The sequence below is a fragment of the Streptomyces fuscichromogenes genome, from assembly GCF_014645815.1.
In the GTDB taxonomy this organism is placed as follows: domain Bacteria; phylum Actinomycetota; class Actinomycetes; order Streptomycetales; family Streptomycetaceae; genus Streptomyces; species Streptomyces fuscichromogenes.
This window is the reverse complement of record NZ_BMML01000040.1, coordinates 25,612-52,486: the sequence shown is the minus strand read 5'-3', so window position 1 is coordinate 52,486 and position 26,875 is coordinate 25,612. Positions and strand designations below refer to the sequence as shown.

The 26,875-nt window shown below is 64.4% G+C and carries 22 protein-coding genes and 1 pseudogene; 14 read left to right on the top strand and 9 right to left on the bottom strand.

Annotated features, from left to right (window positions below; genetic code table 11):
* Positions 1-13 precede the first annotated feature (13 nt).
* Entirely contained in the window at positions 14-2,470 is a 2,457-nt protein-coding gene (locus tag IEZ11_RS46415) for a non-ribosomal peptide synthetase (protein WP_189269133.1), read from the top strand.
* Here IEZ11_RS46415 and IEZ11_RS46410 read toward each other — a convergent pair.
* Complete coding sequence (locus IEZ11_RS46410) at positions 2,467-3,594, bottom strand: IS630 family transposase (RefSeq protein ID WP_189269132.1); 1,128 nt, start codon at positions 3,592-3,594, stop codon at positions 2,467-2,469. The genes IEZ11_RS46415 and IEZ11_RS46410 overlap by 4 nt on opposite strands.
* Before the next feature lie 129 nt (positions 3,595-3,723).
* Here IEZ11_RS46410 and IEZ11_RS46405 point away from each other — a divergent pair, with 129 nt between their 5' ends.
* The 3 genes from IEZ11_RS46405 to IEZ11_RS46395 all read left to right on the top strand — a co-directional run bounded on the left by IEZ11_RS46405 (position 3,724) and on the right by IEZ11_RS46395 (position 7,838).
* Positions 3,724-4,473: a class I SAM-dependent methyltransferase gene (locus IEZ11_RS46405; RefSeq protein WP_189269131.1), complete on the top strand. Its 750-nt coding sequence runs from the start codon at positions 3,724-3,726 to the stop codon at positions 4,471-4,473.
* Between the two features lie 80 nt (positions 4,474-4,553).
* Positions 4,554-6,137 carry an amino acid adenylation domain-containing protein gene (locus IEZ11_RS46400; protein WP_189269130.1) on the top strand — a complete coding sequence of 528 codons (1,584 nt, stop codon included), beginning with the start codon at positions 4,554-4,556 and terminating at the stop codon, positions 6,135-6,137.
* A 924-nt stretch (positions 6,138-7,061) separates the two neighbouring features.
* On the top strand, positions 7,062-7,838 hold the full coding sequence (locus IEZ11_RS46395; RefSeq protein ID WP_189269129.1) for a hypothetical protein: 777 nt from the start codon (positions 7,062-7,064) through the stop codon (positions 7,836-7,838).
* 108 nt (positions 7,839-7,946) lie between these two features.
* Here the strand turns inward: IEZ11_RS46395 and IEZ11_RS46390 are convergent, their stop codons facing one another.
* The 7 genes from IEZ11_RS46390 to IEZ11_RS46360 all read right to left on the bottom strand — a co-directional run bounded on the left by IEZ11_RS46390 (position 7,947) and on the right by IEZ11_RS46360 (position 15,706).
* Positions 7,947-8,234 (bottom strand): hypothetical protein, encoded by a 288-nt coding sequence (locus IEZ11_RS46390; protein ID WP_189269128.1) that lies wholly within the window; start codon positions 8,232-8,234, stop codon positions 7,947-7,949.
* 97 nt (positions 8,235-8,331) lie between these two features.
* Positions 8,332-9,663, bottom strand: a complete 1,332-nt coding sequence (locus IEZ11_RS46385) for an FAD-binding oxidoreductase (RefSeq protein ID WP_189269127.1) — start codon at positions 9,661-9,663, stop codon at positions 8,332-8,334.
* Positions 9,664-9,805: 142 nt separating this feature from the next.
* A complete protein-coding gene (locus tag IEZ11_RS46380; protein ID WP_189269126.1) occupies positions 9,806-11,032 on the bottom strand; it encodes a condensation domain-containing protein in 1,227 nt (408 codons plus the stop codon).
* 41 nt (positions 11,033-11,073) lie between these two features.
* Positions 11,074-11,331 carry a phosphopantetheine-binding protein gene (locus IEZ11_RS46375; RefSeq protein WP_189269125.1) on the bottom strand — a complete coding sequence of 86 codons (258 nt, stop codon included), beginning with the start codon at positions 11,329-11,331 and terminating at the stop codon, positions 11,074-11,076.
* Between the two features lie 191 nt (positions 11,332-11,522).
* Positions 11,523-13,196, bottom strand: coding sequence for a carbamoyltransferase N-terminal domain-containing protein (locus tag IEZ11_RS46370; protein ID WP_189269124.1), 1,674 nt, complete (start codon positions 13,194-13,196; stop codon positions 11,523-11,525).
* A gap of 26 nt (positions 13,197-13,222) precedes the next feature.
* Positions 13,223-14,278: a hypothetical protein gene (locus tag IEZ11_RS46365; protein ID WP_189269123.1), complete on the bottom strand. Its 1,056-nt coding sequence runs from the start codon at positions 14,276-14,278 to the stop codon at positions 13,223-13,225.
* A gap of 132 nt (positions 14,279-14,410) precedes the next feature.
* Complete coding sequence (locus IEZ11_RS46360; RefSeq protein WP_229713784.1) at positions 14,411-15,706, bottom strand: MFS transporter; 1,296 nt, start codon at positions 15,704-15,706, stop codon at positions 14,411-14,413.
* 251 nt (positions 15,707-15,957) lie between these two features.
* Here IEZ11_RS46360 and IEZ11_RS46355 point away from each other — a divergent pair, with 251 nt between their 5' ends.
* From IEZ11_RS46355 to IEZ11_RS46310, 10 genes and pseudogenes are all read left to right on the top strand, one after another.
* The gene (locus IEZ11_RS46355) at positions 15,958-17,133 is read left to right on the top strand and encodes a condensation domain-containing protein (RefSeq protein ID WP_229713783.1); all 1,176 of its coding nucleotides are present in this window, start codon (positions 15,958-15,960) and stop codon (positions 17,131-17,133) included.
* 103 nt (positions 17,134-17,236) lie between these two features.
* The gene (locus tag IEZ11_RS46350) at positions 17,237-18,448 is read left to right on the top strand and encodes an aminotransferase family protein (protein ID WP_229713782.1); all 1,212 of its coding nucleotides are present in this window, start codon (positions 17,237-17,239) and stop codon (positions 18,446-18,448) included.
* Between the two features lie 69 nt (positions 18,449-18,517).
* Entirely contained in the window at positions 18,518-19,453 is a 936-nt protein-coding gene (locus IEZ11_RS46345; protein WP_189269121.1) for a TauD/TfdA family dioxygenase, read from the top strand.
* A 116-nt stretch (positions 19,454-19,569) separates the two neighbouring features.
* Complete coding sequence (locus IEZ11_RS46340) at positions 19,570-20,304, top strand: hypothetical protein (protein WP_189269120.1); 735 nt, start codon at positions 19,570-19,572, stop codon at positions 20,302-20,304.
* Positions 20,305-20,418: 114 nt separating this feature from the next.
* The gene (locus tag IEZ11_RS46335; protein WP_229713781.1) at positions 20,419-21,708 is read left to right on the top strand and encodes a pyridoxamine 5'-phosphate oxidase family protein; all 1,290 of its coding nucleotides are present in this window, start codon (positions 20,419-20,421) and stop codon (positions 21,706-21,708) included.
* 99 nt (positions 21,709-21,807) lie between these two features.
* The gene (locus IEZ11_RS46330) at positions 21,808-22,179 is read left to right on the top strand and encodes a hypothetical protein (protein WP_189269118.1); all 372 of its coding nucleotides are present in this window, start codon (positions 21,808-21,810) and stop codon (positions 22,177-22,179) included.
* A 51-nt stretch (positions 22,180-22,230) separates the two neighbouring features.
* A pseudogene (locus IEZ11_RS46325) lies at positions 22,231-23,036 on the top strand (IS5 family transposase).
* A gap of 93 nt (positions 23,037-23,129) precedes the next feature.
* Positions 23,130-23,525, top strand: a complete 396-nt coding sequence (locus tag IEZ11_RS46320; RefSeq protein WP_189269117.1) for a hypothetical protein — start codon at positions 23,130-23,132, stop codon at positions 23,523-23,525.
* A 93-nt stretch (positions 23,526-23,618) separates the two neighbouring features.
* Positions 23,619-25,307, top strand: coding sequence for a condensation domain-containing protein (locus IEZ11_RS46315; protein ID WP_189269116.1), 1,689 nt, complete (start codon positions 23,619-23,621; stop codon positions 25,305-25,307).
* A gap of 41 nt (positions 25,308-25,348) precedes the next feature.
* Positions 25,349-25,723, top strand: coding sequence for a cupin domain-containing protein (locus IEZ11_RS46310; RefSeq protein ID WP_229713780.1), 375 nt, complete (start codon positions 25,349-25,351; stop codon positions 25,721-25,723).
* 113 nt (positions 25,724-25,836) lie between these two features.
* Here IEZ11_RS46310 and IEZ11_RS46305 read toward each other — a convergent pair whose 3' ends face one another.
* Positions 25,837-26,871 carry a GntG family PLP-dependent aldolase gene (locus tag IEZ11_RS46305; RefSeq protein ID WP_268239969.1) on the bottom strand — a complete coding sequence of 345 codons (1,035 nt, stop codon included), beginning with the start codon at positions 26,869-26,871 and terminating at the stop codon, positions 25,837-25,839.
* Positions 26,872-26,875 lie beyond the last annotated feature (4 nt).

The window sequence follows — 26,875 nt, the reverse complement described above, 5'->3', positions numbered from 1 at the left end:
GACTGGAGCGGCTATGACCAACTCATCCGGATTCGCAACGGAAAATTCTACGCTCACTACCGTCATGCCCCGATGGCGGTCGAGCGGTCACAGTGGAGAGGCTGTACGGGAGACCTACGAGGTCAAGATTCCAGTCGATGTTTATCGCGCCGTTTCGGGGATGGGCAGCCAATTCGCCATCCTGGCTGCTGCTTACGCGAAGGTGGCCTCCGTCCTGACCGGGGAACGGAACATATCCGTGGGCTATCGTTCTGCCGAATGCGAGCAGCCGCGACTTCTGCAGATGACGGTTCAGGAAGGTTCTTGGCTCAGCCTTATCGGTGAGTCGGATCGCGCGCTGCGGGTTTGCGGCGGCTATCTGTCGGGTGGACAGCTCTCAGCGCGCACTGTCTCGGCGTTCGGGACAGTACTCGACGTCACAGGTTGGACAGGACACAAGAGCACGGGGACCGATCATGGTGGATCGGGCCTGGTCTGGGGTTTCGATATGGAGGGGGACGCGCCGCTGCTGCAGTTGACATACCGTACGGACTTCTACGGTGAAGAGTGCATCACGCGCTACGCGGGCTACTACGTGCACGCCCTCGAACTGCTGGTCTGCAATCCGGCTACGGAACACCACGACCACACTCTCGTTTCGCCGGATGAGCTGGACGCACACCTGCGCGAGCTTTCAGGTCCGGCGGTCGGCCTACCTGCGGAGCCGTTCCATCAGCTCTTCTCCGACCAGGTCGCGAAGACCCCTGGTGCGCTGGCCGTCAAGTACGGTGATCAGGAATGCACATACCGGGAGCTCGACCAACTGGCTAGCCGCATTGCACGCTGCCTGCTGAAGCACGGACTGACGACCGAGAGTGTCGTCGCGGTGAACCTACAGAGGTCGGTCGAATGGGTTGCGGCGATCATCGGTGTTATGCGGGCCGGCGGCGCTTATCTGCCGGTCGATCCCAACTGGCCCACCGACCGGCTGAGGGCCATCCTCAAGCAGGCCGAGCCGCGGGTCCTACTCGTAGACCAGGTGACCGAGGACATCAGGTCTGCAGTCACTGATTCCCTGGACGATGCCGCTCGAATAGTGACCATCGGCGCCGCGACGGCCGAACCTGCGAACGGCGACCCAAGGATCCACGTCTCAGCGAACCAGTTGGCTTACATCTATTTCACGTCTGGATCCACGGGTGAACCAAAGGGCGCGATGTGCGAGCACGCCGGGATGATGAATCATCTCTTGGCGAAGGTGGAAGATCTCGACATCACGTCCGGCGACATGCTCATACAGAGTGCACCTGCCACCTTCGACATCTCGTTGTGGCAGGCAATCGCTCCGCTCCTTGTCGGAGCAGCGACGACCATCATGTCCGCCGACACTGTTCGGGACATAGACGACTTCATCGTCGAGGCCGGAAACGTTGGAGCGACAGTGATCCAGGTAGTTCCCTCCTACCTGGAAATGCTCACGGCACGCCTGTCGGAGATCGAGCCGACGCGCAGGCTGCCGGCGGTACGACACGTGGTGGTCACGGGAGAAGCCCTGAAGAAGGGCCTCGTGGAGCGATGGTTCGAGTTGTGCGACATTCCGTTGACGAACGCGTATGGTGCGACGGAGGCATCGGACGATACGACGCACCACGTGATGCACCGACCGCCGGCATCGGCGTCCGTGCCCGTCGGAAGGCCTGTGCGTAATGTGCAGGTTCTGATCGTGGATGAAAACCTACAGTTGGTGCCGCTGGGCGCGCCCGGAGAGATTGCGTTCGCCGGCGTATGCGTCGGGCGAGGCTACATCAACGATGAGAAGCGAACGGCGGCAGCCTTCGTCGAGAGTCGAATCGATCCAGCGCTGAGGATGTACCGCACCGGTGATTACGGTCGGTGGGGACAGGATGGTGTGCTGGAATTTCTTGGCCGCCGCGACGAGCAGATCAAGATTCGTGGCTTCCGGGTTGAACTTGGCGAGATCGAGAACGCAATGCTGCGCATCGACGGTGTGCGCGATGCCGCCGTGGTCGTCAAACACGACGTCGACACAGACACCGGACTGGTGGGATTCTACACCTCGACCCACGTCATCGAGGCCGAGACCATCCGCGAGGCTCTGGCAGAGGTGCTGCCCGAGTACATGATCCCGCCGCATCTGTGCCGACTGTCTAGCATGCCGCTCACGGACAACTCGAAGATCGACAAAAAGGCCCTGCTGAACGAGGTGGACCACGCTGCGGTGGAACGTACGGAGGGTGCCGCTCCGCAGACGGCAACTGAGCAGATGCTGGCTGGACTCTGGGTGGAACTGCTCGGTCTGTCGGCTTCGAGCGTCGGCCGGAACGACGACTTCTTCGACAGAGGGGGCAGCTCACTGTCGGCGATCCGGCTTGTCGTCAAGCTCGGGAAACAGGTGTCGTTGCTCGACATCGTAAACAGTCCGGTGCTGTCCGACCTCGCGGCAGTGATCGACAGGAAAACGGGCCACTAATGTCTCGTGATCCTGTTTGCGTCACTTTGAGTAGTTCGCGACGAGCTCTTGATGTTGGTTTGGACGAGGCGGAGCTCGGCCAGGATCTCGCCGGCGGTCGCGGTCCAAGTGGATGGCGTGGCCTGGGAATTCCAGGTGCCGATGTAGTTGTGGATCTGTGTGATCAGGACGTTGACGCTGGCAAAGGTGCCACGGCGGATCGACTGCCGGGTCGGCATGCCGAACCAGGTCTCGATCTGATTGATCCAGGAAGACCCGACGGGGGTGAAGTGAAAATGGACGTGGGAATTCTTGGCCAGCCATGCCTTCACTTCCGGCGTGGTGTGGGTGGAGAGGTTGTCCAGGACGACGTGGATCTCCTTCCCCGCATGCGGCTTCACTGCCTTCTTCAAAAAGGCCAGGAAGTTCTGCCCGTTCCGGCTCGGCTTGCACTCGCCGATGACTTCGCCGGTGGCGACGTTGAGGGCGGCGAACAGGTTCGTGGTGCCGTGCCGCACGTAGTTGTGGGTGCGCTTCTCGGTGGCCGCGAAGGCGACCGGGAGGACCGGCTGGGTGCGGTCCAACGCCTGGATCTGCGTGTTCTCATCGATGGAGAGCACGACCGCCCCTCCGGGCGGAGCGAGGTAGAGCCCGACCACATCGGCGACTTTCTCCGCGAACGCGGGGTCCTTGGAAATCTTGAAGGTGCCGCTGCGGTGCGGCTTGAGGTGCTCCTCGCGCCAGATCCGCGCGATGTAGTGCCAGGACACGGTGATGTTGTCGGTCCGCTTCAGGTACTTCGCCAACTCGCGCGTCGACCAGTGCGAAAGCCCGGTGTCGGCCGGCGGTGTCATACGCGTCAGAGCAATCACCCGCGCCCGCACCCGTGCCGGCACTTGGTCCCGAGCCCCACCGGGGCGATCGCCTTCCAGCCCGGCCAGCCCGGCCAGCCCGCGCCGGGCATAACGGGCCTTCCAGCGGTCCACGGTCGGCAGCGGCACCCCGAGCAGCTCGGCAATGTCCTTGCGCCGCCGTCCCTCAGCCGACCACAGCACGATCCGGGCCCGCGTCGCCAAATCCGCAGGCACATCATGGCAATTCGCCAACTCCCGCAACTCGGCGGCCTGTTCCACGGAAAGCTCCATGCCAGCACCAACGAGCCACGCAAGATCACGTAACGCGGACGGGATCACGAGACACTAGATGCGGCCGACAACGCGTCCACTGGTCGGCGGACATTCCGGTTCGGGTGTTGATCGAGAAAGGGTAACAGGATGTCGGACAGTGATCGGCGGGAAAAGCTCCTGCGAGCAATAGAGTTCCGTCAGATATTCGATGACCGGCTCGACCGGATCGAACAGCAGACGCCGTTTGATTCGGTCTACGCGGTCGACACCGCGGAGTCGGTCGAACTGTGGGAGCTTCCCGAAGCGGAAGATCTACCGGTCGGGCGCAATGCCAGGTACTCTCCGACGCCGGTCCGTACGGTGCGTAACGCACTCGGCAGGTGTGACGTAAGGCATGAGGAAGTCACGTTTGTCGACGTCGGGTGCGGCAAGGGCCGGATACTGCTGCTAGCGGCCGAGTTTCCATTTCGCCGGATTGTTGGCGTGGAGACGTCCGAGACTCTCTGCAACGTTGCTCGGAGCAACGTGAAGACGGTGTCGCAGAGCCTCGACGGCTGCGACAGGATCGACGTCGTACGCGCTGACGCAACGCTGTTCGAGATTCCGGATGATGCGGGGCTCTTCTACTTCTACGAACCCTTTTCCACCGACGTTTCCTCGGCCGTTCTGGCGAGGATCGAGGATTCGATCCGACGGCATCCCCGCAAGGTGGTCCTCTGCTTTACCGGCAGAGGGCAGCCCGACGGGCAGGGGAGCGAACTGGAGGCGACACCGGTTGCAGCCGCGGCCGCGGAGATGCGGACTCAGTGGCGTCTGCTTGAGATCGTCCACTCTCCGGACGCGGAGTTCTGGGATTCGTTCCTCTACGAGTACGTGGATCAAGGTTCCCAGGTTTAGCTGCACAGCCGTCCACCGTCGGCAGCCGCAGCGTGGCGCCGGACGTGTCGGGCCGTCCTCAAACTCTGAGAGGCAAATCCATGCACGATGCCGTAACCGCCAATCAGCAGCGGCTCCATCTGGATGAGGCCACGTCATTGCCGGATCTGTTTCGCAGGGTTGCGGCGGTTCGTGGCTCTGCTCCGGCCCTGCGCGACGGTGGACGGACACTGAGCTACCACGACCTCGACCTGGTCTCGGACCGGCTTGCTGCACGACTCGTGAAGGCGGGCGTTCGACCGGGCGATCACGTCGGCTTGCTTCTGCAACGCTCGGTCGACATACCGATTTCCATCCTCGCCACCCTGAAGGTGGGAGCCGCCTATGTGCCGCTCGACCCCACCTATCCAGCGGAGCGTCTGCGCTATCTGGTGCACGACGCCGGAATAAGGCTGGTGGTCGGCGCCTCCGAAGACATCGAGTCCGCCGGGCTCGCGGGTATCTGCGCGGTCCCACCACACACCGACGGGGAGGACGTGGCGCCGCTGCCGCCCGTCGACCTCGACGGCAGCGAACTGGCCTACATTCTCTACACGTCCGGTTCGACCGGCACCCCCAAAGGCTGCATGATCAGCCACAACAGCGTGCTGGCACTGCTGCGCAGCGCGCTGACCGTGTTCGATGTGAGTGCCGAAGACCGCTTCACGCTCTTTCACCCGTTCACCTTCGACCTGTCCGTCTCCGAGTTCTGGCTCTCGATGACCGCCGGAGCCACGTCGGTCGTCGTCCCGCTCCGGATGGCGCAGTCCGCGTCCGACCTTCTTGCGTTGCTCCACCTGGAGTCCGTGACCGTGGCCTGCCAGGTGCCGTCGTCCCTACGTGCACTGGCCTATGCCTACGAGGAGGCCGGCAGACCTGAACTGGCTCTACGCTACGTCACGTTCGGTGGCGAGAGCGCGGAACTCGACGTGGTCTCCGGCTTTCTGAAGGCATACCAGAGCACAGCGCCGACCATGGTTAACCTCTACGGTCCGACCGAGGCCACGTGTTTCGCCACATGCCGGGTGTTGACTCAGGCGGACCTCGACGGCCCAGTGCGTTCGCCGATCGGCACAGCGCTGCCGCACCTGATCGTCGAGGTGCGCGGCGAGGGGATGGAACTGCTCCCGGACGGCGAGGCCGGCGAACTGGTGATCGCCGGTTCAGGGCTCGCAATGGGGTACTTGGGGCGGCCCGAGCTGACAGCCGAACGTTTCGTCGCCCTCGACACCCCGGCGGGGCCACTGCGTTACTACCGGACCGGGGATCTGGCCAGGAAGCTGCCGGACGGCTCCTTCGAGTACCTCGGGCGCAACGACCAGCAAGTCAAGATACGCGGGGTCCGAGTCGAACTCGGTGAGGTGGAGGCATTCCTGCGCGCCCACGAACTGGTCAAGGACGCGGCGGCCGCGGTCGTCACCACGGCGGTCGGGGCTAAGTTCCTCGTCGCATGCGTGGTGCTCGCGGGTCAGGTGCCTGAGAAGCCCGAGGCGCTGCTACGGCAGCACATGCTCGAATCCGTACCGCCTTTCATGGTGCCGGATCGGTATCAGTTCGTCCCTGAGCTGCCGTTGACGCCGTCCGGCAAGCTGGACCGTCGCGGCGTAGAGGACTTTGCGACTCCACGCCGAACTCGGCGCCCCTGATCCCCAACTGATACCCACCAAGTGTGAACGCGGCGCCCACGTCGGCCGAGCCGGTGCGGGGCCTTTGCCGCGGCCGGGTCCGTGGTGCGGTGCCTGCTACGCAGCCGCCAGGCCGGCACCCCGCATTACGCGCGCGATCCGCTTGTGTTGACCGCTAGTAGCCGTCTCGCGGGCTCGGCAGTGATCCCTTGGCGGAGAGCCGCCTTCCGCGGGATTCCGCGTTCCCGCTCCGGTTCACGGATCTTCTCGCGCAGGGCCGCGTTCTCCGCTCGGCGTCCCCACGGCGGACTCACTCCGGCCGCCCGGCCCACTTCCGCAACGTCTCCGGGATTACCCCGAGATCAGCAGGGACCGACTGGTCATCGTCGTCTTCGGTCGTGACTCGTACAACACGACCGACGTCCGGTGGCCCGGTGTCTGTTGACAATGAGCGGGCACGAGAGAGGGCCACAATCCCCATGCGCATGGTGAAAAATTTACCACCATCGACGTCGTCGCAGATGTTAGACAACATGGATATTTGGTGATCAAACTGAGCTGTCGGACGAAGCTAATTCGGACAATCGGCCTGCTGGATCTTGAGTCTCCCGCAAGCGCGTCCTACGATCACAAGTACCTGTACGGAGAAAATGCCTCCAGGTCGAGGCATGTCTCCGTTGCAGGGAATTCCGCGAGCTGTCCTTCTCGTGGCTTGCGTAACTGGTTGTTTTAGCGGCGTCACACTTGACGGGGAGTGAACCAGGATCATGTGCGGATAATGTGAATCGTCCTGTGTGTCGCGGATGGGCGGCAGTAGATGGCTGATTTATCTGGAGCCGGGACGAAACGGGATGGGCTCGAGCCCGAGCATACGGCGTCCGTGGTCAAACCGCGCACTCGTACGCTTGCGACGATGTGAACGTGCACAGATCGAAGGGCATCTTCATGTACACCGTGATCGAAGCCGACATGGAAGTGATCATGACATGGCGGAATAATGCCCGCCATCCTAGTGGCTCCGGTACCAGAGAGCGGATCAATCTGAAGGTCGGTAGTCAACTGAATTTCGGCATATCAAGCCGCACTGGCGAATTCCAACCAGGCGCCACGCCCAGCATTGGCGCATTCGAGGTGTCCGGTCGCCATCTCCTCTTCTCGAACTTCACCTTAAGTAGCACCTTCGTCATCGAGAACCTGGAGGGCGGTACGGAGCTGGTCAAGGCGCGCCCTCGCCAGCTGGACATGGTGATCCCGTTCGAGATCTCACGCATCCTGATCCCGTCCGGTGCGCGCATGATCGAACTCACTGCCTTCACCCCACCACCACACCTGCTCGGATCGGACCTGGCCACAACGGTGCCCGAGTCTGAAATGGCTCAGTTGGACATGACGAGCAAGTACTTCGCGGTTCTCGTCGCTCTGTGTGAGCCGCGTCTGCGTGGCTCTTCCATGGCAGCTGTGCCCTCTGTGCAGCAGGTGGTTGAGCGGCTGAGAGGGGTCAAACAGTTCAGGGACGCGAACCGAAGCAGTATCAACTACCACATAGACTACCTGGCGGAGCAAAAACTCCCGGTCAGTCAATGGGCCAAATATATGGACGAAGGTCGTATGCACTCCAAGCGTGAGGCTCTGGTCGCGTTCTCGCTCCGGTTCGACCTGGTGCGGGAAGAACACCTCGGCCTGCTCCCAGATCTCAAGTCTTCGAGAGCGTGGCGTCATTGAAACTGTGGCGTCCCGCAGAGCGGCCGATTCCCGGTAAGTATCGGCGTGTACCGGCCGCCGTCTGATGATCCGAGCCCGCGCGCACTGAATCGGCAATCCATAGCAGATTCACGGGAAACTCATTAACTCGGCTTTCTCGTGACTGCCTTGCCCGGAGCATGAAGGGAAACCGATCAGCCAGCTCAGGTGTGCGGGTGAAACCCAGAACACCTCTTCGATGTCATGGGTGTGAGTACGATCTTGATTTGATTTCGGTAGAGCGCGGCGGCCGACATGACCGCTCGAAAATTCCGTGCATCGCCGTGCGGCAGATCGCCTGCTGATGTGGGTCAGATTCTGCAGTCGATGGTCGAGATGTTCCTGACCAATCTCTCGGTGCCTGTTCAGCGCATCCATCGGGAACCCACACTCTCCCTTACCGAGTGGTGCCGCCCCCGCCGAAGTGGCACCACTCGGTAAGCGGGAGGACCTGAGGCGACGGGATCGCACGCGTCTATTGCACCGGGGTACCGAGGTAGCCGGGGAAACGGCCTTCGGGGTCACGGGCGGTACGGATGCGCAGGAACTTCGACCAGGCCGCGTCGGACATGATCCGGTCGGGCCGGACGGTGAAGTCGCTGTCGCCCAGGTAGCAGCCGGCCGAGTGCGGTGCGACACGGTTCATGGTGCCGTCCAGCCATGCGCGGCAACGGGCGTCCTGCTCCGGGGTTTTGCCGATCGCGTATGCGGCGAAGTACAGGTCGGTCTGCACCGAAAGAGCCATGTCCGGTGGGCGGCGGGACAGCAGGGGGGTGAAGTCCCCCAGGACTGTAAACGTCTTGGACGTGGGCAGCTCGGTGAAGGCGGGCACCAGCGCCGGGACCAACTCCGTGGCGGAACCGGAGAGGAAGACGTTGTCCGCGAAGTAACGGTGGTAGTCAGGGTTGGCCCGCAGCTGTTCCGCGTGCAGGGCAGCGAACTCCACCGGCTGGGCAACCATAGTCTCCAGGGCATGGTCGGCCACTGGGCAGGTGCCGAGCGCGGCCAGCGAGGCCGGGCCGCCGTCGAACGAGAGCGCGTCGACGACCAGCACCGGGGAGCCGAGACCGGGCAGAGTGCAGCCGACGGCAGCGAGCTCCACGGAGGGCGGCAAGTCGTGGCGCGCCGTGTGATACCAGGCCAGCACCTCCGCGGCGAGTTCGCCGGGGTAGACGTAGGCGGAACGGGTCAGCTCCCGGAACCTGGGGCGGGTACGGAGCCGGAACTCGGTGACCACACCGAAGAAGCCGGGACCCGATCCGCGCGCCGCCCAGAACAGGTCGGAGTTCTCCGTCTCGGAGCACCGCACCAGCTCGCCGGCCGCGGTGACTACGTCCATGGACTCGATGGACTCCGCGGCCCAGCCCCAGCCACGGCAGTTCCAGCCGATGCCGCCCTGCAGGAGGAATCCACCCATGCCCACGGTGGGGGAGTGGCCCACACTGAAGAACCGGTCGTACCCGGCGAGATATGGGTCCAGGTCCAGTCCGCCGCGCACCGCCGGACCGACCGCGACGATGCCGCTGGAGGAGTCGTAGGACATTCCAGTGAACAGGGCTAGGTCGATGAGCAGGGTGTCCTCGCGCAACGACCAGGCAGCCCAACTGTGCCCGCCGGAGCGGGTTGCGAGCTGCCAGCCCTCTGCCGCCGCCAGCTTCACGCCGGCCGCGACATCAGCGGCATGAGCGGGCCGCAGCACCGCCGCGGGCCGCCGTGACGGCCGCCGGTGGTTGAAGATGCGCGAGGTCGTGGCGTCGACAAAGCCGGTGTCGCCACTTCGCCAGAACGCCCCGGTGAAGGCAGCCATCAGTGCACGATCCCCAAGTCGGTCTGGACGTCCTGCAGGCCAGGAGCCACACGTGTTCGTGGTACTCCGGGGCTGCCAGGCTCAACATGTGTTTGGATGTCGGGCAACTGTTCCCCGTCGCGGGGGAACGGTGGAGGTCCCCCTAGCAGCCTGCCTGCAGGGCGAACCTCTCGGCCGCCTCGAGAAGCTGTTCCACGGCCCGGTCGGGGAAGTAGTTCTGGTTGTAGTGCGCGACGAGCTGCGGACCCGTCTCGAACAGGTTCCACATGACAACCACGGTCTCCAGCCAGCGTTTCTGGCCGGGGAACTGCAGCTCGACGTACTCCGCCTCGGTACCGGTGAACGGCGGCAGGTATTCCGAGGACGGCGGGTACTCGTTCAGACGGACGTGCAAGCCGGGTTCCTTGTCGGGCACCATCAGGGACTCGTCCCAGGACCTCCCCGCAACGAGGAGCGGAAGAGCGTACTCGAAGACGTCATGGGTTCGGAGGAACACGTCTTGGATCGTTTCGGACGGGCCCATGGACTGTCGCCCGAGGTGCAGCGGAACGGATTGCACGAACAGTCCCGCGGTCCGCGCCGTACGCGGCAGCATGCGACCGTGCTGGTTGACCGAAATCCCCGCCAGCGGATCACCAGTGACTTCCCGCATGGCCGTGAGCACACCCGAGGTGACCACCGCAAAAGGAGTCACCCGGGACTGCCGCGAGAAGTTCTGCACCCGCGACCTCGCATCCGACGGAAGTTCACGAGTGATCACGCGGCGTTCATATTCACCGGTGTGCTCGGCGCCGACCGCGAAGAGCGGGGGATATGTCTCGAACTCCTCGACGTAGGAGCGCCAGAAGTCTCTGCGCTCCTTCCCCCAGGTGCCGGCGAACAGACGGCGCTGCTCGGAGGCGAAGCTCTGATAGCGGTTCTCGTTCCTGATGCCACCGGCATCGCCGGACAGAGCGCGATCGTAGAAGTCGATAAAATCGGCGCAGATGTGCTTCCAGGAGACCACGTCGTTGATGATGTGGTCCATCGCGAGCCCGAAGAGGTACCTTCGGTCGCCGCGCTGCACGACGGCGATGCGGGAGAAGCCCGGGCCGTCAAGACTGAAGGGAGTACCGAGAAACCGGCGCATCAGCTCGATCGCCTCTGCGTCCGTTTCCGCGGTGAGGAGCTCCACGTCGCTCAGCGCATCGTCGTACGTGCATGCTTCGTCCGCCGAGACGTAGGTCCGACGCAGGACGTCGTGACGCCGGCAGATCCGCCACCACGCATCGCGGAGCGCGGCGATGTCCAGGTCCCCGGTAAGCCACATCACCATGTAATTCAGATTGTGCCAGTCGGCGAACTCCCCGGTCAGCCGCGCCTCTTCCATGAGCGAAGTCGGACCCCGGGAGGACTCGGCCCGGGACGCTGTCACTTCTCACCTCCCTGCTGGCCGTCAAGGAAGTCCGAGAGGGTTCGCGGTGAAGGATGGAAAAAAACGTCACGCAGCTTCACGTCGACGCCGAGGATATTGTGGATCTCGCCGGTGATCTGCAGGACGTGCAACGACGTCCCATTGTTCTCGAAAAGATCCGAGTTCTCGTCGAGGTCAGGGTTGCCGAGCACCTGCCGCCAGATTTCAGTCAGGGCCGCAACATGGTCCGGCGCCTCTTGGTAACGTAGATTCATATTGGGAGCTCCTCACGATTCTGCACGGTCTCTGGCACGACAACTTGCAGGCTACGGCGGAACGATAAGCTACCGACCGACTGGATGCGACTGTACTGACATGGGTCAGGATCACGCGGACATCGCCCATCCCGATCGCGCGCCCGTGGACACGCTGCGCGCGAGAGCGACTTGGCGATGCGGGATGTCACTCATTCGCCATCGGCGAGGTTGGTGTACAGCACGCCGTCTGACCAGATGTATCGAGTTCCGCCCCAGCGGGCCGCTGATTCGACGTCGGGGAAGAAACCTCGCCCTTCGAGGTTGGCACTTGTGTTGCAGAGTACGGGCACGCCGCTGATCTCCGTGTAGGCGGCGAGAATGCGGGCGGTGGCTGTGTCCTGTGTTGGCGAGATGGTCTGGAGCCGGGCCGTACCGTCCAGATGTATGACGGCGGGCACGCGTTCGGCCCACTCCGGACGGAGGCGGTGCTCGAACAACATGTAGGGATCGGGCGTGCCCGGGGCGAAGACTTCGGGAGCGCGGTCCTCAAGGCAAATGGGCGCAATGGGTCGATAGTCGGCCCGTTTCTTGATGGCGTTGAGCCGGTCCTTCATCCGGGAGTCGGTTGCGGGTGCCAGGATGCTTCGGTTGCCCAGAGCGCGCGGGCCCAACTCGGCCCGCCCGGAGAGAACCACCACCGGCGCGCCTTCCGTGTGCAAGAGGCTGGCCAGCTGCCGCTCGTCGCATGGTCCGGCCTGCCACCCGGCGGGGATTGAGCCCACGGTGATCGACGGCCCGCCGTGGACGTCCCAGTCTAGATTGATGCGTCCGCCCTGGAACATTTCGCAGGCAGCTGTGCCGATCGCCGCACCGGAATCGTTGGGGAAGGGCGGTATGAACACCTCTTGGAACACCCCGCTGCTACGTATGGCTGTGTTCCACTTGATGTTTAGGGCGCAGCCACCGCTCAGTACAAGATTTCGGCCACTGCCAGGAAACCGTTGTTCCATGACGTAGGTGAGTCGCTGGAGCAGATTACGACCGAGGTATGCCTGATAAGTGGCAATAAGGTCCGCATTGGACAGGCCGGGCAGCAGCTCTTCGCGATTCGAGGCGAGCTTTGCCCCCAACATATCCGCATTGAAGGTGTTGATGCCAGGGAGTTCTGCGGTGATATCGTCGATGACGGCAAAGGCGGAGGTCTCGACGTCACCCAGAGCGGCGTACGCCATTGCCTTTCCGGCGATGGAGAGATGGTGGCGTATCCGCTGTTCCGGAGACAGGTCATGCGTGTCACGTCGGAACGGATCGAAGTGTGCGCTGAAATTCGCGAAGCTGTTTCCTGAGACGGGCATCAGCGCCGCCACCATGGAAACCTCGCGGGAGGAAGCCCGCACTTGGTGCAGACGGGGCGTGCTCCTTCCGTCCCAGACCAGGACGAACGCGTCTTCGCCGCGCGCGGCAAACGGGCTTGAGCAGTAAGCCCCCAGGAGGTGGTTGGCCACGTGGGTATAACTGGCGTAGCCCCTTGAATCGTTGAATGCGTGGTTGGTGAAGGTGTGGCGCTGCAGAACCCCGCCGTCAGTGGGCCCCTGGACGTATGGTGCGACTCGTAGCTGAACCGGCCTATCGCCGTCCGTAAGATCTACTGTCGGGATGCCGTTGTCGTCCTCCGAATACCATCCGTCCACGACGAACTGATCTACATCGGTCGGCGACAGCCCTTCGTTAGCCAAGACTTCAGCCACTCGCTTCACATCGCCGAGGGAGCTGTAACGTTCGCCGTTGTTCAGTTTTTCCATTTCGACGCTGAAAAGGAGGCGGCCGTTTTCGATGACCGCAACCGCACCGTCATGTGATGCTTTTATCCCGCAAATGAGCATTTTTGGTCGCACCCTTCTGGGTTGTGTCAGCCCTTTGAGTCGCGGGCCAGCCGCTTCGTGTCGCCCAGGCTGAGGACACCGCCGTAATAGTCTTTGAAAACCGCGCCCCGAGCCGCCTTCGGCGTCTCTGCCATACTGCCGAGACGAATGTGGTCGATCCCTCGGGCCTGCGCGTACTGGAAGGGTAGATGGAACAGCAGGTTGACGTAGAGCGCAAAGCGCTCGTCGCTGTCGTCACCGGTCAGTCCGACCTCGTACACTTCCATCTCGCCCTGCCAGAGGAGAATGGTCTGCACGCCACGCAAGCCGGCCGACTGTGCAGTGAAAGCCATCAAACCGACGTCGGGATTGCAATCCAGGTCGGAATAGCGGAGACTTACGAACTCGGATATCTCTTGGTGGCCCTTGTCGGCCATGTGGGAGGAAATCAATTCGGCAGCCCAGGAATGGACCTCGCTCCAGGACGCCTCCCCTGCGGTCATGGGTACCGTTGCGATCTTCCGTTGGTCTCGGCGGAGCGTGTTCCGGACCTTGGAGGGGAGTTTGCTCTCCCACTGGGGATCGGACAGGCCGAACACGTGGGCTTCACGTCCCAACCCGGCCCAGACGATGCGGTCATCGGTCGCCGCGGTCAGCGCCTCCTTGGCGGCGGTGTACATGTAGGGGAACACCAGACACCGGTCCTCGTCCGCCGCGACACCGGCGAGTTCGACTAGCAGTCTCCGCAACCGGCCCGGCGTCCTGGCTTCCGCATCGGCATGAAGACCGGTGCGCCGGTCGCCGCATCCGCCCACGATCAGCGAGGCCCCGGGCGAGCACTCGTCACCGACCCCGTCGGGCAGATGCCATGAACGCGGGTCGTATGCCGCGTCGGGCCAGGACTTCATGCGAGGCCGGTAGACCGGTACTGCCGCTCTCAATAGATGGTCGTCGAACCACCCGAGATAGCGGCTGAGCCACCTGGGGTCAAGTTCCTTCTGACGCAGGCGGCTGTAGGAGGACGCGAAGCCAGCCGTTCTGTCGAGGGAGTCGAATCGCTGCTGGTCGAAGTCCGTGATGGTCGAGGTGAAGTCAATGGCCATGTACCGGCCCCCATTATCTCGTGTCCAAGGTGCCGACGACCCGGGTCCACCTCTTGCCCTGGCCCCGGCCCTGGCCTGCCGCTTCCTGCTCCGGGCGGGACAATCAGGGTGAGGGACGGTCCTGGAGGGTCGTCAAGACGCGACGGCCTCGGCCTCGGCGTGGGGGATGTCGCGCATGTGGCGGAGCGGGGAGAAGAACACCAGCCAGCCGGCCGCCCAGAACCCGATTACCGACACCCACAATGCGGGTCGGATCCCGATGACCGTGCCGAGCAACCCGCCGAGGATGCCGCCGATCGGCATAGTCCCCCAGACGACCCACCGGACGGCCGCGTTCATCCGCCCCATCAGTTCCGGGGGCGTCACCGCCTGCCGGTAGCTGAGCTGTGCGATGTTGTACACCATCATGGCGAAGTAGCCGGTGGCCCAACCCAGCGGGACGAGCAGGACTCCCCAGCCGCGCCAGGCCATCGCCGAGAGAGCTTGTGGCGCGGCGAACACCAGCATGGACATCCAGATGATCCGAGCCGAGCCGATCCGCTTCGCCAGCCGGCCAGCGAGCATGCCGCCAGCGATACCGCCGATGGACCCGCCCGCCATGATCAGTCCGGTGAGCCCGGGTCGGACGTGCAGCACCCGGATCAGGAAGACCATCATCAGGGCTATATTCATGCTGCTGAACAGATTCCCGATGCCCGTGCACCCAACGATGTTCCGCAGGATCCTGTGGGTGACGACGAATCGCAGGCCTTCGGCGATCTGGCTCCGCAGGGTCTGGTCCGCCCGCCGCGCGGGCGGCGGCTCCTCGGGTTTCCTGATGCCGAATATCGAGGCGGCCGAGACCAGGTAGGAAATCGTGTCGGCGGTTATCGCACCTGCCGCGCCGAATGCCGCGACCAGCCCGCCACCTAGGCTGGGTCCGCCGAGCTGGGAGAAGGCGCCGGTGGTCCCGAGCTTGCTGTTGGCATCCATCAGCTGCTCGGTGCGGACCAGTGACGGTAGGTAGCTCTGGTAAGAGACGTCGAAGAACACCGTGCACACGCCGGCGGCCAGCGCAACCAAGTAGAGCTGAGTCATCGTCAGGCCGCCCAGGGCAGCCGCCACCGGGATCGAGCCGATGAGCAGCAGACGGAGGAGGTCGCAGATGATCATGATGGAGCGTTTGGAACCGCGGTCCACGAGCGCGCCCGCGGGCAGCGCGATCAGCGCGAATGCTGCCGTGGTGGCGGCGGTCAGCAATCCGACCTGGAACGTACTCGCCTTGAGCGCGACGACCGCAACCAGCGGCAAAGCGACCTGGGTGACCGCCGAGCCCATCACGCTGACCGTCTGGCCACTCCACAGCAGCATGAAATCCCGCTGACGCCACAGGCTCGGACCGTCGGCCTCCGGATCGGCATCCTGCAAATCTTTCGCTACTTTCGTCACGGCGGCCAACCTAGCATTTTCGATTGCACCTGGTCATCGCTCCGACCCTGTTACCTGTTAGGACTTCTGAGGGTCGAGGTTCGGGCAGAATCGGTTTGAGTTACGCAGGGCAGGAGTAGAGGGGCCGTGTTTATTCTGCCTGCTGTCCAATCATTGTCATCGATCCGAATCATCATCATCGATCCGGTCCGGGGCCATAGCAGCGCGATCGGCCGAAAACGGGGGAACACATGACAGTTAGGCTTCCCTTGTTGAGCGCACAACTCGCCTTCGGACTGGAGGCAGAACGCTTCGGCCGGAGATCCACGGTCACCTTGATGTTCCGTACTCCGCCGTCCCGTTTGGTCACCGCCGATGTCTGTCTGGTGGTGCAGTCGGTGGTGCTCCGGAATCCGGCACTTTCCTTCCGGGTCCAGTTCTCCCGAGGTGCCGCGTACCAGGAGTGGTACCCGACTGAATGCGATTTCGCCGAACTCGAAGTAGCGGACGAGGATGCCGTCTCGGGATGCGTGATGGAGGTGATCGAGAAATTTGAAACCTCATTGGACAGTGCTCCGATGGCGGCGCGCCTCATGCGCTCGCCCGAGAGTGACAACCTACTCTTGATATTCGATCACGCATTGGTCGACGAACAGTCGCTGCTGCTCATCAAGCGTCAGTTGGAGGGCCCTTCGGCCGCGGACGACCAGCAGGCGGAGCGCTACCGAGCTGCCATCATCGACCGGAAGACATCCGAAGAAGCGGCCGCGACCGGGCCCGGGACCAAGTTCTGGAAGGACCGACTGGAAGCCGTCGGTGAATTCCCCCTGGCGAAGGCGAAGACCCCTCGGATCGTTCCCTTCGACATGCTCCCGAGCGTCGCTGTCCCCCGTGGTTTCCGCGGCTCCTTGTTCCCCTATGTTCTCTTCGCGATACATTGCGCCCTGCGCGATGTATCGGAGCCGGATCCGACGGTCATCGGCTATCCGTGGGGCGGACGGAACTCCGCCTACTCCGATGTTGTCGGATGTTTCATGAACACCCTGATCTCGCTCGATACGACCGGACCGCAGCAGTCGCCGGCCGCCGCGGCTGATTTCCTCAGGAGATGGTACGCGGAGCTCGACCACGCGGACGTGCCGTTCACCACGGTCGTCTCCCTCGGATCCAAGTTCTCCGGCTCGGTCACGACGCAGCTCAGCTACCGGCATGTCGGGGAGCGCACGGTCAAGGTCGCGGGGGTCCCGGCCGTCGAATTCACGCCGAGTCAGGGCCGCGGTCCCCGGGGGCCCGCGTTCCTGACCGGCGTGACGGTCCACGACGACGAACTCCGACTTCGGCTGCTCCTCGACGAGGAGATCGCCGGATATGGATCCGAGGAATTCGGAACCCGCTGGCGTCACTGGCTCAAAACGGCAATTTCGAGCGTTCCCGAGCGGAAATCCTGAAGACCTGACGAGCGGTCCCCTGGAGACTAAAGACATGCAGAATGCTATTTCCAACAGTTCACTGTGGCGGCCCTGGACCCCGATCACCCAGCAGACTAACTCGATGCGGATCGTCGAGGCGCAGGGCAACCGTGTCCGTGACGCCGAGGGCAACTGGTACCTGGACGGCATCTCCGGTGTCCTGAACGCGTCCTGCGGGCATGGGCATCCGCGACTGATCGAGGCTGCGACTCTGCAGTTCCAGCAGCTCGTTCACTACGACCCCATGGTGTCGAGCCATGACCCCGCCGAAACACTGGCGTCGCGGCTGGCCGAGATCCTGCCGGGTGAGCTGAGCGAGACCTGCCTGCTCAACAGCGGCTCGGAGGCCACCGAGGCGGCCATCAGGATCGCGCTGCAGTACTGGCGCAACATCGGCGAGGACCGCAACCGGGTCATCACCTTTGAAGCGGCATACCACGGTACGACCTTCCTGGCCCAGCAACTCTCGGGGTTGCCGTTCACCGTCAGCGAATGGGCCCCGCCCTTCCCGATCGATCACGTCGTGTTGCCTGCATCGCCCCGCGCGGTGCGGACCGAGGAAGGTGCCGATGCGCTGATCGCGGAGTTCGAAAGGGCACTCCGGTCCGGCCCGCCTGCCGCGGCGGTCATGGTCGAACCGCTGCTGGGCCTCGGCGGCTGCGTCGTGCTACCGGCGGGATTCCTGGCCAGGCTCAGGGAACTGTGCGACCGGCACGGGGCACTGCTCATCCTCGACGAGGTGTTCTGCGGGTTCGGGCGTACTGGCCGGATGTTCGGTTTCGAACATGAGGGGATCACCCCTGACATCGTCACCATGAGCAAGGGGATCAGCGGCGGTTACCTGCCGCTGGCCGCGACGACGGTCACCTCTGCGATCAAGGAGTCGTTCACGCGGGAACCGGTCGCCCAGGGCCTGCGTTACGGGCACACCACGGGTGGCCACGCCGTCGCGAGCGCCGTGGCGAACGCGGTGCTCGACGTCATGGCCGACGAGAAGCTCGTGGAGAACTCGGCGACCCAGGGCGCCACGCTGCTGGAGGGACTGCGGCAGCTCGAATCGAGCCCGCTGATCACGGATGTCCGCGGACTCGGACTGGTGGTCGCCATCGAAACCGACACCTCGGAGTCAGCTGCTGCCATCGCGACGGCCGCGGCCCAGGCCGGCGTGATGACACGGCACGAGCGCGGTGTGATCCGGATCGCGCCGCCGTTGACGATCACCACCGACGACACGGTGGAGCTTCTCGAAACCATCGGCACCGCCGTCGCCGTCGCTTCCGCGGCAGATCGCTGAACCGAACGGCCGGCGTGGCGCGCAGCGGGGCCGAACCGGATGCGGTGTCGAGGCAATGGGAGGAATGAAGTGAGCGAGACCGTCCCCACGTTGAAGGAAGCATCCATTCCTTCCTTCGAGGCCCCGGTCGCCTCACCCTTCTCGTGGCTGCGGGACATGGCGGCGCCCCTTCGGGACCAGATGCTGGTCCAGGGAGCGGTTCTCCTCCACGGCCTGCCGCTGGACGGACCGGACGGTCTTGCCGAGGCCCGGGACGCCCTGGGCTTCGCGAGCCACACGCCCACCGAAGAGTTCAACAACCGCAGAGACTTCGGGAACGGCATCCTGTCGCCGATCAACTGGCCCGGTGACCGGATCATCTGCCCTTTCCAGGAGGGTTCCTTTAGCAGGACGTTCCCTTCGGCGGTACTCACCGCGTGCATCAACCCGCCGGACGGCGACGGGCAGTCTCTCCTCAGCGACACCCGGCGCATTACCCATCACCTGCCGGAGCAACTCGCCGACCGTGTACGGAAGGACGGTTGGACCCTGGCCCGCGCCTTCCACGACAGGTTCGGCATCACGTGGGCGGAGGCATTCTCCGTCACGGACCGGGCAGCACTCGACGAGATCTTCGAGGGCGCCGCCATCGCATCCGAATGGCTCCCCAACGGGTCGCTGTACACGGTGCGCCACCGGCCCGGCGTCATCCGTCATCCGAGGACCGGAGAGGAGTGCTGGTTCAATCAGATCGCCTTCCTCAATGCTGGCAGCCTGGACCCGGTCGAGCGGGAGATCATGGTGGACACATTCGGGAAATACCTCCCGATGAACACCTTCTTCGGTGACGGGTCGCCGCTGTCCGACAAGGACTTGACCGACGTACAGCAGGCCTACGACTCCGTGCAGATCGGCGTCCGATGGCGCCGGGGCGATCTGTTGGTCACCGACAACATCATCATGGCTCAGGGCAGGTCCCCGTTCGAAGGCTCTCCTGAATTTCTGATCGCCCTCGGCGACGGCTAGCACCCCCTATCAAGTCGCGGACCTCTGGAGCAGAAGGCGACCGTTGCACGAGGTCTCTCCGTTCCACATTCATCGAGTCGCTGGACCGTCAGCATGCAGAAAGGGAGACACAGGTCATGGCGCAGGCTCTAGCAGAGGCGACCCTGCAGGAAATCAAGGACCATCTGGAACTGGTCATGGACAGCGGGCGCGGCACGACTTTCCAGGGCTCGGAGTCGGTGGTCCGCCAACTTTCCGAGCTGACGGAACTGCGATCCCTGATCAATCAGATCATCTCTGACGATGCTGCTCTCGCCGACATATCCGGCCGCTCGTACTACCATGCGAATAACTTCCTGAAGCTCGTCCTGCTGGCCGGAGACAAGAACCCCTGGAGGCTGCGCCTCCACATGTGGCATCCTCAGCCGAACGCCTCGGGGACCATCTCGGAGGACATCCACTCGCATCGCTGGGACTTCACGACCGCGCTCGTGGTCGGCGAGTACTTTGCGCAGGAGTTCCGGATCGGTCCCGGCACCGAGTACCACCATTTCAAGTACCTGCCGATCGGGCAAGGGAAGACCTTCTCCCTGGAAGCACAGGGCACGGAACAGTTGTGCTCCGTGTTCGAGGCGGTCCTGCCCGCGGGCACGGTCTACCACATCGATCACAAGGTCCTGCACTGCATCTCCCGATCCGCAGGCAAGGCCGCGGCGTCGCTCGTCCTGCAGCGGCCTGCCGTGGAAGATTTTACGAACGTCTACCGGACGTCACCGGTCGGCGAGCAGGCCAGGACCGAGATCGAGGTGCAGCGGCCGACCGTCGATCAACTGCGGGAAGAGCTGATGCAGTTCCTGACCTGGCTCGACTGACTCGGTCCGGCCGCCTCCGACCCAGGACGAGCACTGCGGCAGCACCTCTGTCCCCACCTCAGGGAGAAGTAGATGGAGCCTACTCATCCGGGCGCAATAGCGGAGCTCGGACGGGTGCCCACCGTGGACACGGCTCGATTGTTCAAGCACGCCGCACAGCGGCGGAACCTCCACGGCGACGATCTTGCCAGGGCCCGAGCGGCGCGTGAGCAGATTAGGCAGAGCGCAGTCCGCAACGCTGCGTTGATCGAGAGGGTGGAGGGCCTCTCGCTCACTGCGGACGAGGGTTCGGTCCTGCAACCGCCCTATGGCCGCACGACCCATCTGCCCAGTCCCGATCGCCCGTACGCGCATCTGGCCGTTCACACCGGACAGGGTGGCGTGAGCGTCACGCCGGTCTGGGCGGCCACGATCGACGGAAACGTCGTCATGAGCACGGTGGAGAACAGGATCAAGGCAAGGGCCACGGCCCTCGACCCGATGGTGGCGCTGTCCGTCTCGGCGGGCGTCGGGAGTGAGTTGGCCTACGAGTTGGGCGGTTTCGCAAAGCAGTCGACTGATACCGAGCGCAAGCTGATACGTACCCTGGCCGCGCTATACAGCAAGCCGAACATCGATGAGCAAACGGACGGCAACTACACGAGTTGGGACCAGCGCGAACGGAACGAGCGGCTTCGACTGGAAGTCCTGGCCTTTCGCGTCCGTAATGAACTCGGCGACGATCCCGTGGCTCGATCCGCCCCCTACGCCCAGGCGTTGGCGCCGCGGTACGCGGACACCCACCTGCCGCAGTCGTCCGGGCGAAGCCTGCACGACTGCTTCTGGGGGCCGGACGATAGGTATTCGGAAGACGAGCCCGAGCTGCGCGGAGCCCGTGACGAGCTGGCAATCCTCGGCATGGTGCGCCAGGCCACGGGCATCATGTACCGCCCCCTGAGCCCCACCTACGGGCATCTCGCCTGCTTCGACCAGCACGGCCTCCTGCGCTGTCGCCAGATCGGATTCCATGTCGTCGATGTCAAGGGGGAGGCTTCGATTGCCTTCCTTGTCGACCAGCGCGACTGCGACGCTCTTCGCAGGAACCCTGCCGCTGCCCTGTCTGTCGCGAAATACGGAAGCGGGAGCGTCTGGCTGCAGTCCCAGGGCGTGGTTCGACTCCATGACGATCCGGGTATGGTTCGGGACGCGTTTCAATGCCTCGAAAGCCGGTACAACCGCGTCCACCACCGGTTGGCGCTCGACCTGAGCCTGTGTGGCCGCTCCCCTGGTGCCTATGTGCTGGCGACTCTGTCTCACCAGCGGCTCAGCAGTCGATTCCGTGAGGCGCAGCGATCGCTGCGTTCGGCCCAGACCCACGGGAAGAAATTCACCAGCACGACAGAAGCCGGGCCCGCAGGCCCGTGACGAGGCAGGGAGCCTACCGCGATGGAGTCGCACCGGCGGGTGTTGACGGCCGGACCACCTGTCAGGAACCGACCCGTCGCCCCGAGCGTCTTGTGTGCCATGGCCTCTGACGAGCAGCGCGACCACGCGAGCGGTCGCGACAGCCTCCGGCCGAAGTCGCCCGCCGAGCCGGCTCTGTCCGTCCCGGGCGGCCCGGCGGGCGCCAGGGGCGAACCACTGGTCGGCGAGGCCACCAAGGGCGGCCCGCTCATTGTCGTCACCGCCATCGCAGTCGAGCAGTCCGTCCGCGAAGCCCTTGCCCAGCGCCTTGGGCCCGGGCACATCGTCCTGGACATCCGCGATGCCGGACCGGACGCCGACATTGTGCTCATCCCGTCCGCCAGCGCCCAGCTCCTCGGCATCTTGCGCCTGCGGTTCCCACAGGCTCGCATTCTCGCCACTGAGCCTCTTTCATCCTGTGCTGGCGGGTGAAATGGACTGGTCAGCAGGGTTGGTGACGAGGCGGGGCCCCTGGTCGTTGGCGTGGTGATTCCACTCAGCACACCGGTGGCCGAAGGGGCCCTGTTGGTTCCGTATCCTGCCACGCTCGACGTCCCGCACGAGCTCGTCGAGCATGTTGCCTGGCTGCTGTACGAGCACCGCCGGACCCGCAACACCCGCTGGCGCAAGCTCGGCTGTTTCGACCAGGCGCTGCTCACGCTGGTCCACCTGCGCAAGAACGAGACGTTCGCCCAGCTCGGCGCGGGGTTCGCGATATCGCAGGCCACCGCCTGGCGTTACGTGGACGAGGTATTGGACGTGCTGGCCTCCTGGGCCCCAGGCCTCCACGAAGCCCTCATCGGCCTCGGCGAAGGCGACCACGTCATCGTCGACGGCACCCTGATCACCACCGACCGTATCCGCGCGGACGAGCCGTACTACTCCCAAAAGCACAAGCAGCACGGCATGAACGTGCAGGTCATCGCCCGCCCGGACGGCACACCCCTGTGGTTCTCCCGCGCGACACCCGGCCGCACCCACGACCTGACCTCCGCCCGCGCCCACGGCATCGTCCAGGCCTGCCTGACCCGGCAGATCCTCGTGCTCGCGGATCGCGCCTACCAGGGCGCCGGCGCCACGTTCCGCACCCCGTACTACCACCACAGCGAACAGCCCGAGCACTACCAGCAGTTCAACCGCGACCACGCCCGCCTCCGAGCCCCCGGCGAACGCGCCTTCGCCCAACTCAAGTCCTGGCGCATCACACGAAGAGCACGCTGCTCACCCGCCGCGTCAGCCGCACCGTCCAAGCCATCCACACCCTGCTGACCTGTGACTATTCAGGATGAAAGAGGCTCACTGAGTTCACCGACGACAGCTACGACGCCGACTTCCGGGGTCCCATCAGCCGGATCCTCGCCAGTGACATCGACGGGTACTTCATGGCACCGACCGTCGACGACCTGGCCCGGGTCACCCAGAGTGCCGGCCGAGCCCTTGCGGGAGCCCTCACCAGCGGCGCCGGCGGCAGCTGGCGGCGTCCCGTCGACTTCCTCGAGGCCAACCGGCGCCTTCTGCTGGAGAGCGGTGGCGGGGCAGACCCGGGTGCGGACGACGACCAGGCGCGGGACGGGGCCACGATCGATCTCGATGCATGGGTCGGTGCGCTGGAGGGCGATGCACGGATCCTGGCCGACCTCGCGTGGCCGCTGATCCTGCAATTCGTACAGCAAGGGCTGCGGGTCACAGTGATCGGCGACCCGCCCGAGGACTGGACCGAGCGGGCACGCGGAGCAGGAGTCCAGGTGAGTCCGTCACCTCGGCGGCTGCCCGGTTGAGGCGTGGCGGTGGGCAGGACTGACAGGTATCAGTACCGGAATACTCCTTATGCGCTGCACACTCGGTCTAGTCGTATCAGAAGGAGACCCGGTGTGTTCCCGCTCAGCGCCCAACAGCAAATCATCTGGCTGCAGCAACAGCTGAATCCTGACAATCGCGCGTACCATGCCACCGCAGTGATCGACTTCCATGGAAGAATCAATCCCACGGTGCTTCGTCACTGCGTCACCGATGCGGTCGGACGACATGATGCAATGCGACTCAGGATATGCGACGGAGACTCCGCGATCGCCTGTCAGGAAGTAGCAGAGCACGTCGACGTAGACATTCCCGAGCATGACCTCCGAAGCGCCGAGGACCCCGAAGGGCAAAGGGCTGCCCTCCTCTATCGGACCGTTCATTCCGCATTCGACTTGCACACCTCTCCGCTGGTTCGCTGGACGCTGGTTCGTCTGACGGACAGTCATTGGCAACTGTTCATGATCGAGCACCACTTGGTGCACGACGGCCGCTCCACGGTAGAATTTCTCACCGACGTGTTGGAGCAGTACTCGGCCGAGGTCACCGGCGGGCACTTCGTCGCGGACCCCGCTCCTTCGTACGAGGACTACGTCGCGTACACCGGATCCACCGAGCACCGCGCGCGTGTCGCTGCCGATGTCGCATGGTGGGCGGACAGACTCGATGGCGCTGAATTCAGCGTCGACTTTCCCGAACTGGGATCCCGACGGTCGGACTTGTTCGACTACCGCGGGGCGCAGCACCGGCAGACGCTCCCGGCCGAACTCGTGGACATGGTGCGCACCGCCTCCCAGGAGAGCGGCAATACCGTCTTCACGGCGCTGTTGGCGGTCTATGCCGAGCTCTGCCGCCGCCATTCCGGTCAGAACGACCTGGTCTTCGGCGTGCCGCTCGCCAACCGTCCCGCTGTGTTCGAGCGCACGGTGGGCATGATGGTCAACGTTGTTCCGCTCCGGCTGGCCCTCGATCCCCACACCCCGGGCAGTGAGGTCGCCCTGGATGTCATGACAGCGATAGTGGACGCCATCGATCACGAGTCGGCGCCGGTCCAGGACATCGTGAAGGCTCTCAAGCGCAGCGGCAGGGGGCTGGACAACCCGCTCTACAACATCATGTTCGGCATGCACGACGGACCCTGCCCGACGTTGGACATCCCTGATCTGTCGATCGACATGCAGCTTGCGCTGAGCGCCGAAAGCACCAAGTTCGACCTCAGCGTCGTCGTCATGCCCGACGAGGTCCGCCACGGAGACGGCGGCGATCACGGTTACGAACTGGTCTGGGAATACTCCACGCAGTTGTTCGGTCCCGACGACGTGGAGCGGCTCGCCACCGAATTCGAGATCCTCCTCCGCGCGTACGCCACGCACCCGTTCGAGCCGATCGGCACCCTGGCCCTGGCCAAGGTCGCGCCGACGGTGGGCGCCGAGCGTGCCGAGTGCGAGGATCTCCCAGCAGCCGACGACGCCGAGCCGGCCGGCGCCACACGGTCCGCGTCGGCCGCCGACCGTCGAGGCCCTTCCGATTCGCTGTGGCTCCAGGCCTTTCGCGACATCCTGGAGCGCGACGACATCGACGACAACACCGACTTCTTCAACGCCGGCGGCTACTCGCTGCTCGTCCCGACGTTGTTGTCGCACTACGAGTCGCTCTCGGGTTGGCGCCCTCCGACGAGCCTGGTCTTCGAGTTCCCGTCACCGCTCGAACTCGAGGGCGCGTCGGCCGCGCGCCGTCAGCCGGCCTCCGGCATCCAGGGCTGACGGCGGACCGACCGGACCGCCTCGATGACAGGAGGCACGGCATGATGACCACGTACAAGTACACGGTCGAAGAAGCGGACAGATTCAACAAGCACGGCATCGACCTGACTGTCTACGGCAATCACGACCCGGCGGCGACCGTCGTTCGTGTGCATGTCGAGCGGGGGCACTTCCAGGAATTCTGCAATGTCAGAAGTTCCTACACCTACTACATCGTCAGCGGGCAGGGGGTGTTTTACCTGGATGGTGAGGAGATCGCCGTCGGTTCCACCGACCTGATCGCGGTCCCCCCGAACACCCGAATACACTACTTCGGGGCGATGGAGATGGTTCTGACCGTGGCACCCGCCTTCGATGAGCGAGACGAACGCCATGTCAGGTTCATCAGCGAAAGCGAGATTCCCTACCACCGGTAGTCACGGCACCCGACAGCAGAGTCCGGGCGCTGCTCGACGCAGTTGTCGAACAGCGCCCGGACTTCGGCCGGTGGACCTTTGTCCGGCCCGTACTGGGCCGGACCGGTCCCGGTTCACCGCGCCTCGCGCACCACGTCCGCCACGATCGCCACGGCGGCGGAGACGTCTGCCGAGCTGACACCGCGATGTGTCACGGCCCTGATCCGGCCGTGGCCGAATTCGCTCATGGCGAGCCCGCGCTGCGTAGCCGCGTGCAGGAAGTGTTCGTCGTCCAGCCCGTTGGCCGTGACGCGGAAAAGGACGATGTTCGTGGTGACCGACTTCGGGTCGACGTCGATGCCGTCCACCTCCGCCAGGCCCTCCGCAAGGCGTGCCGCGTGCTGATGGTCCTCGGCGAGCCGGTCGACCATGGAGGTCAGCGCAACCAGCCCGGCCGCCGCGAAGACGCCGGCCTGCCGCGTACCGCCGCCGAGCATCTTGCGGAAGCGCCGCGCCTTCGCGACGAAGCCGACCTCGCCCGCCAGGATCGAGCCGACGGGTGCCGACAGGCCTTTGGAGAGGCAGAACTGGACGGAGTCGGCGTGGGCGGCGATCTGCGCCGCGGGCACGCCCGACGCCACGGCGGCGTTGAAGATCCTGGCGCCGTCCATGTGCACAGGGAGGCCATGGCCGCTGGCGAAGCGCCTGAGTTCGGCCAGGTACGCCTGATCCAGCACCTGGCCCCCCATCCGGTTGTGCGTGTTCTCCACGCAGACGACCCCGGGCAGCGCGAACTGCGGGTCGTCCGGGTCGGGCGGAAGAGCCGCGGCGAGGTCGTCCAGCGCGAGGGTACCGTTCGGCTGAGTGGGTATCGGTTCGTAGACCGCGCCGCCGCACACACTCGCTCCGCCGGCTTCGTACAGGTAGATGTCGCTCTCGTTGCCGACCAGGATCTTCCGGCCCCGTTCCACGTGCACCAGCAGCGCGGCGAGGTTCGCCATCGTGCCACTCGGCATTAGACATGCGGCCGGCTTGCCGACGCTTTCCGCGGCGAGCTGCTCCAGGCGGTTGGCCGTCGGGTCCTCGCCGTACACGTCGTCCCCGAGCGCTGCCTGTGTCATCGCCGACACCATCCTTTCGGTAGGCAGGGTGAACGTGTCGCTTCTCATTTCG

What these genes read in the sequence shown, in the direction of transcription:
- IEZ11_RS46415 (WP_189269133.1), top strand. Translation starts at nt 14, where the DNA reads ATGACCAACTCATCCGGATTCGCAACGGAAAATTCTACGCTCACTACC.
- IEZ11_RS46410 (WP_189269132.1), bottom strand. Translation starts at nt 3,594, where the DNA reads ATGGAGCTTTCCGTGGAACAGGCCGCCGAGTTGCGGGAGTTGGCGAAT.
- IEZ11_RS46405 (WP_189269131.1), top strand. Translation starts at nt 3,724, where the DNA reads ATGTCGGACAGTGATCGGCGGGAAAAGCTCCTGCGAGCAATAGAGTTC.
- IEZ11_RS46400 (WP_189269130.1), top strand. Translation starts at nt 4,554, where the DNA reads ATGCACGATGCCGTAACCGCCAATCAGCAGCGGCTCCATCTGGATGAG.
- IEZ11_RS46395 (WP_189269129.1), top strand. Translation starts at nt 7,062, where the DNA reads ATGTACACCGTGATCGAAGCCGACATGGAAGTGATCATGACATGGCGG.
- IEZ11_RS46390 (WP_189269128.1), bottom strand. Translation starts at nt 8,234, where the DNA reads ATGGATGCGCTGAACAGGCACCGAGAGATTGGTCAGGAACATCTCGAC.
- IEZ11_RS46385 (WP_189269127.1), bottom strand. Translation starts at nt 9,663, where the DNA reads ATGGCTGCCTTCACCGGGGCGTTCTGGCGAAGTGGCGACACCGGCTTT.
- IEZ11_RS46380 (WP_189269126.1), bottom strand. Translation starts at nt 11,032, where the DNA reads ATGGAAGAGGCGCGGCTGACCGGGGAGTTCGCCGACTGGCACAATCTG.
- IEZ11_RS46375 (WP_189269125.1), bottom strand. Translation starts at nt 11,331, where the DNA reads ATGAATCTACGTTACCAAGAGGCGCCGGACCATGTTGCGGCCCTGACT.
- IEZ11_RS46370 (WP_189269124.1), bottom strand. Translation starts at nt 13,196, where the DNA reads ATGCTCATTTGCGGGATAAAAGCATCACATGACGGTGCGGTTGCGGTC.
- IEZ11_RS46365 (WP_189269123.1), bottom strand. Translation starts at nt 14,278, where the DNA reads ATGGCCATTGACTTCACCTCGACCATCACGGACTTCGACCAGCAGCGA.
- IEZ11_RS46350 (WP_229713782.1), top strand. Translation starts at nt 17,237, where the DNA reads ATGCGGATCGTCGAGGCGCAGGGCAACCGTGTCCGTGACGCCGAGGGC.
- IEZ11_RS46340 (WP_189269120.1), top strand. Translation starts at nt 19,570, where the DNA reads ATGGCGCAGGCTCTAGCAGAGGCGACCCTGCAGGAAATCAAGGACCAT.
- IEZ11_RS46330 (WP_189269118.1), top strand. Translation starts at nt 21,808, where the DNA reads ATGGCCTCTGACGAGCAGCGCGACCACGCGAGCGGTCGCGACAGCCTC.
- IEZ11_RS46320 (WP_189269117.1), top strand. Translation starts at nt 23,130, where the DNA reads ATGGCACCGACCGTCGACGACCTGGCCCGGGTCACCCAGAGTGCCGGC.
- IEZ11_RS46310 (WP_229713780.1), top strand. Translation starts at nt 25,349, where the DNA reads ATGATGACCACGTACAAGTACACGGTCGAAGAAGCGGACAGATTCAAC.
- IEZ11_RS46305 (WP_268239969.1), bottom strand. Translation starts at nt 26,871, where the DNA reads ATGAGAAGCGACACGTTCACCCTGCCTACCGAAAGGATGGTGTCGGCG.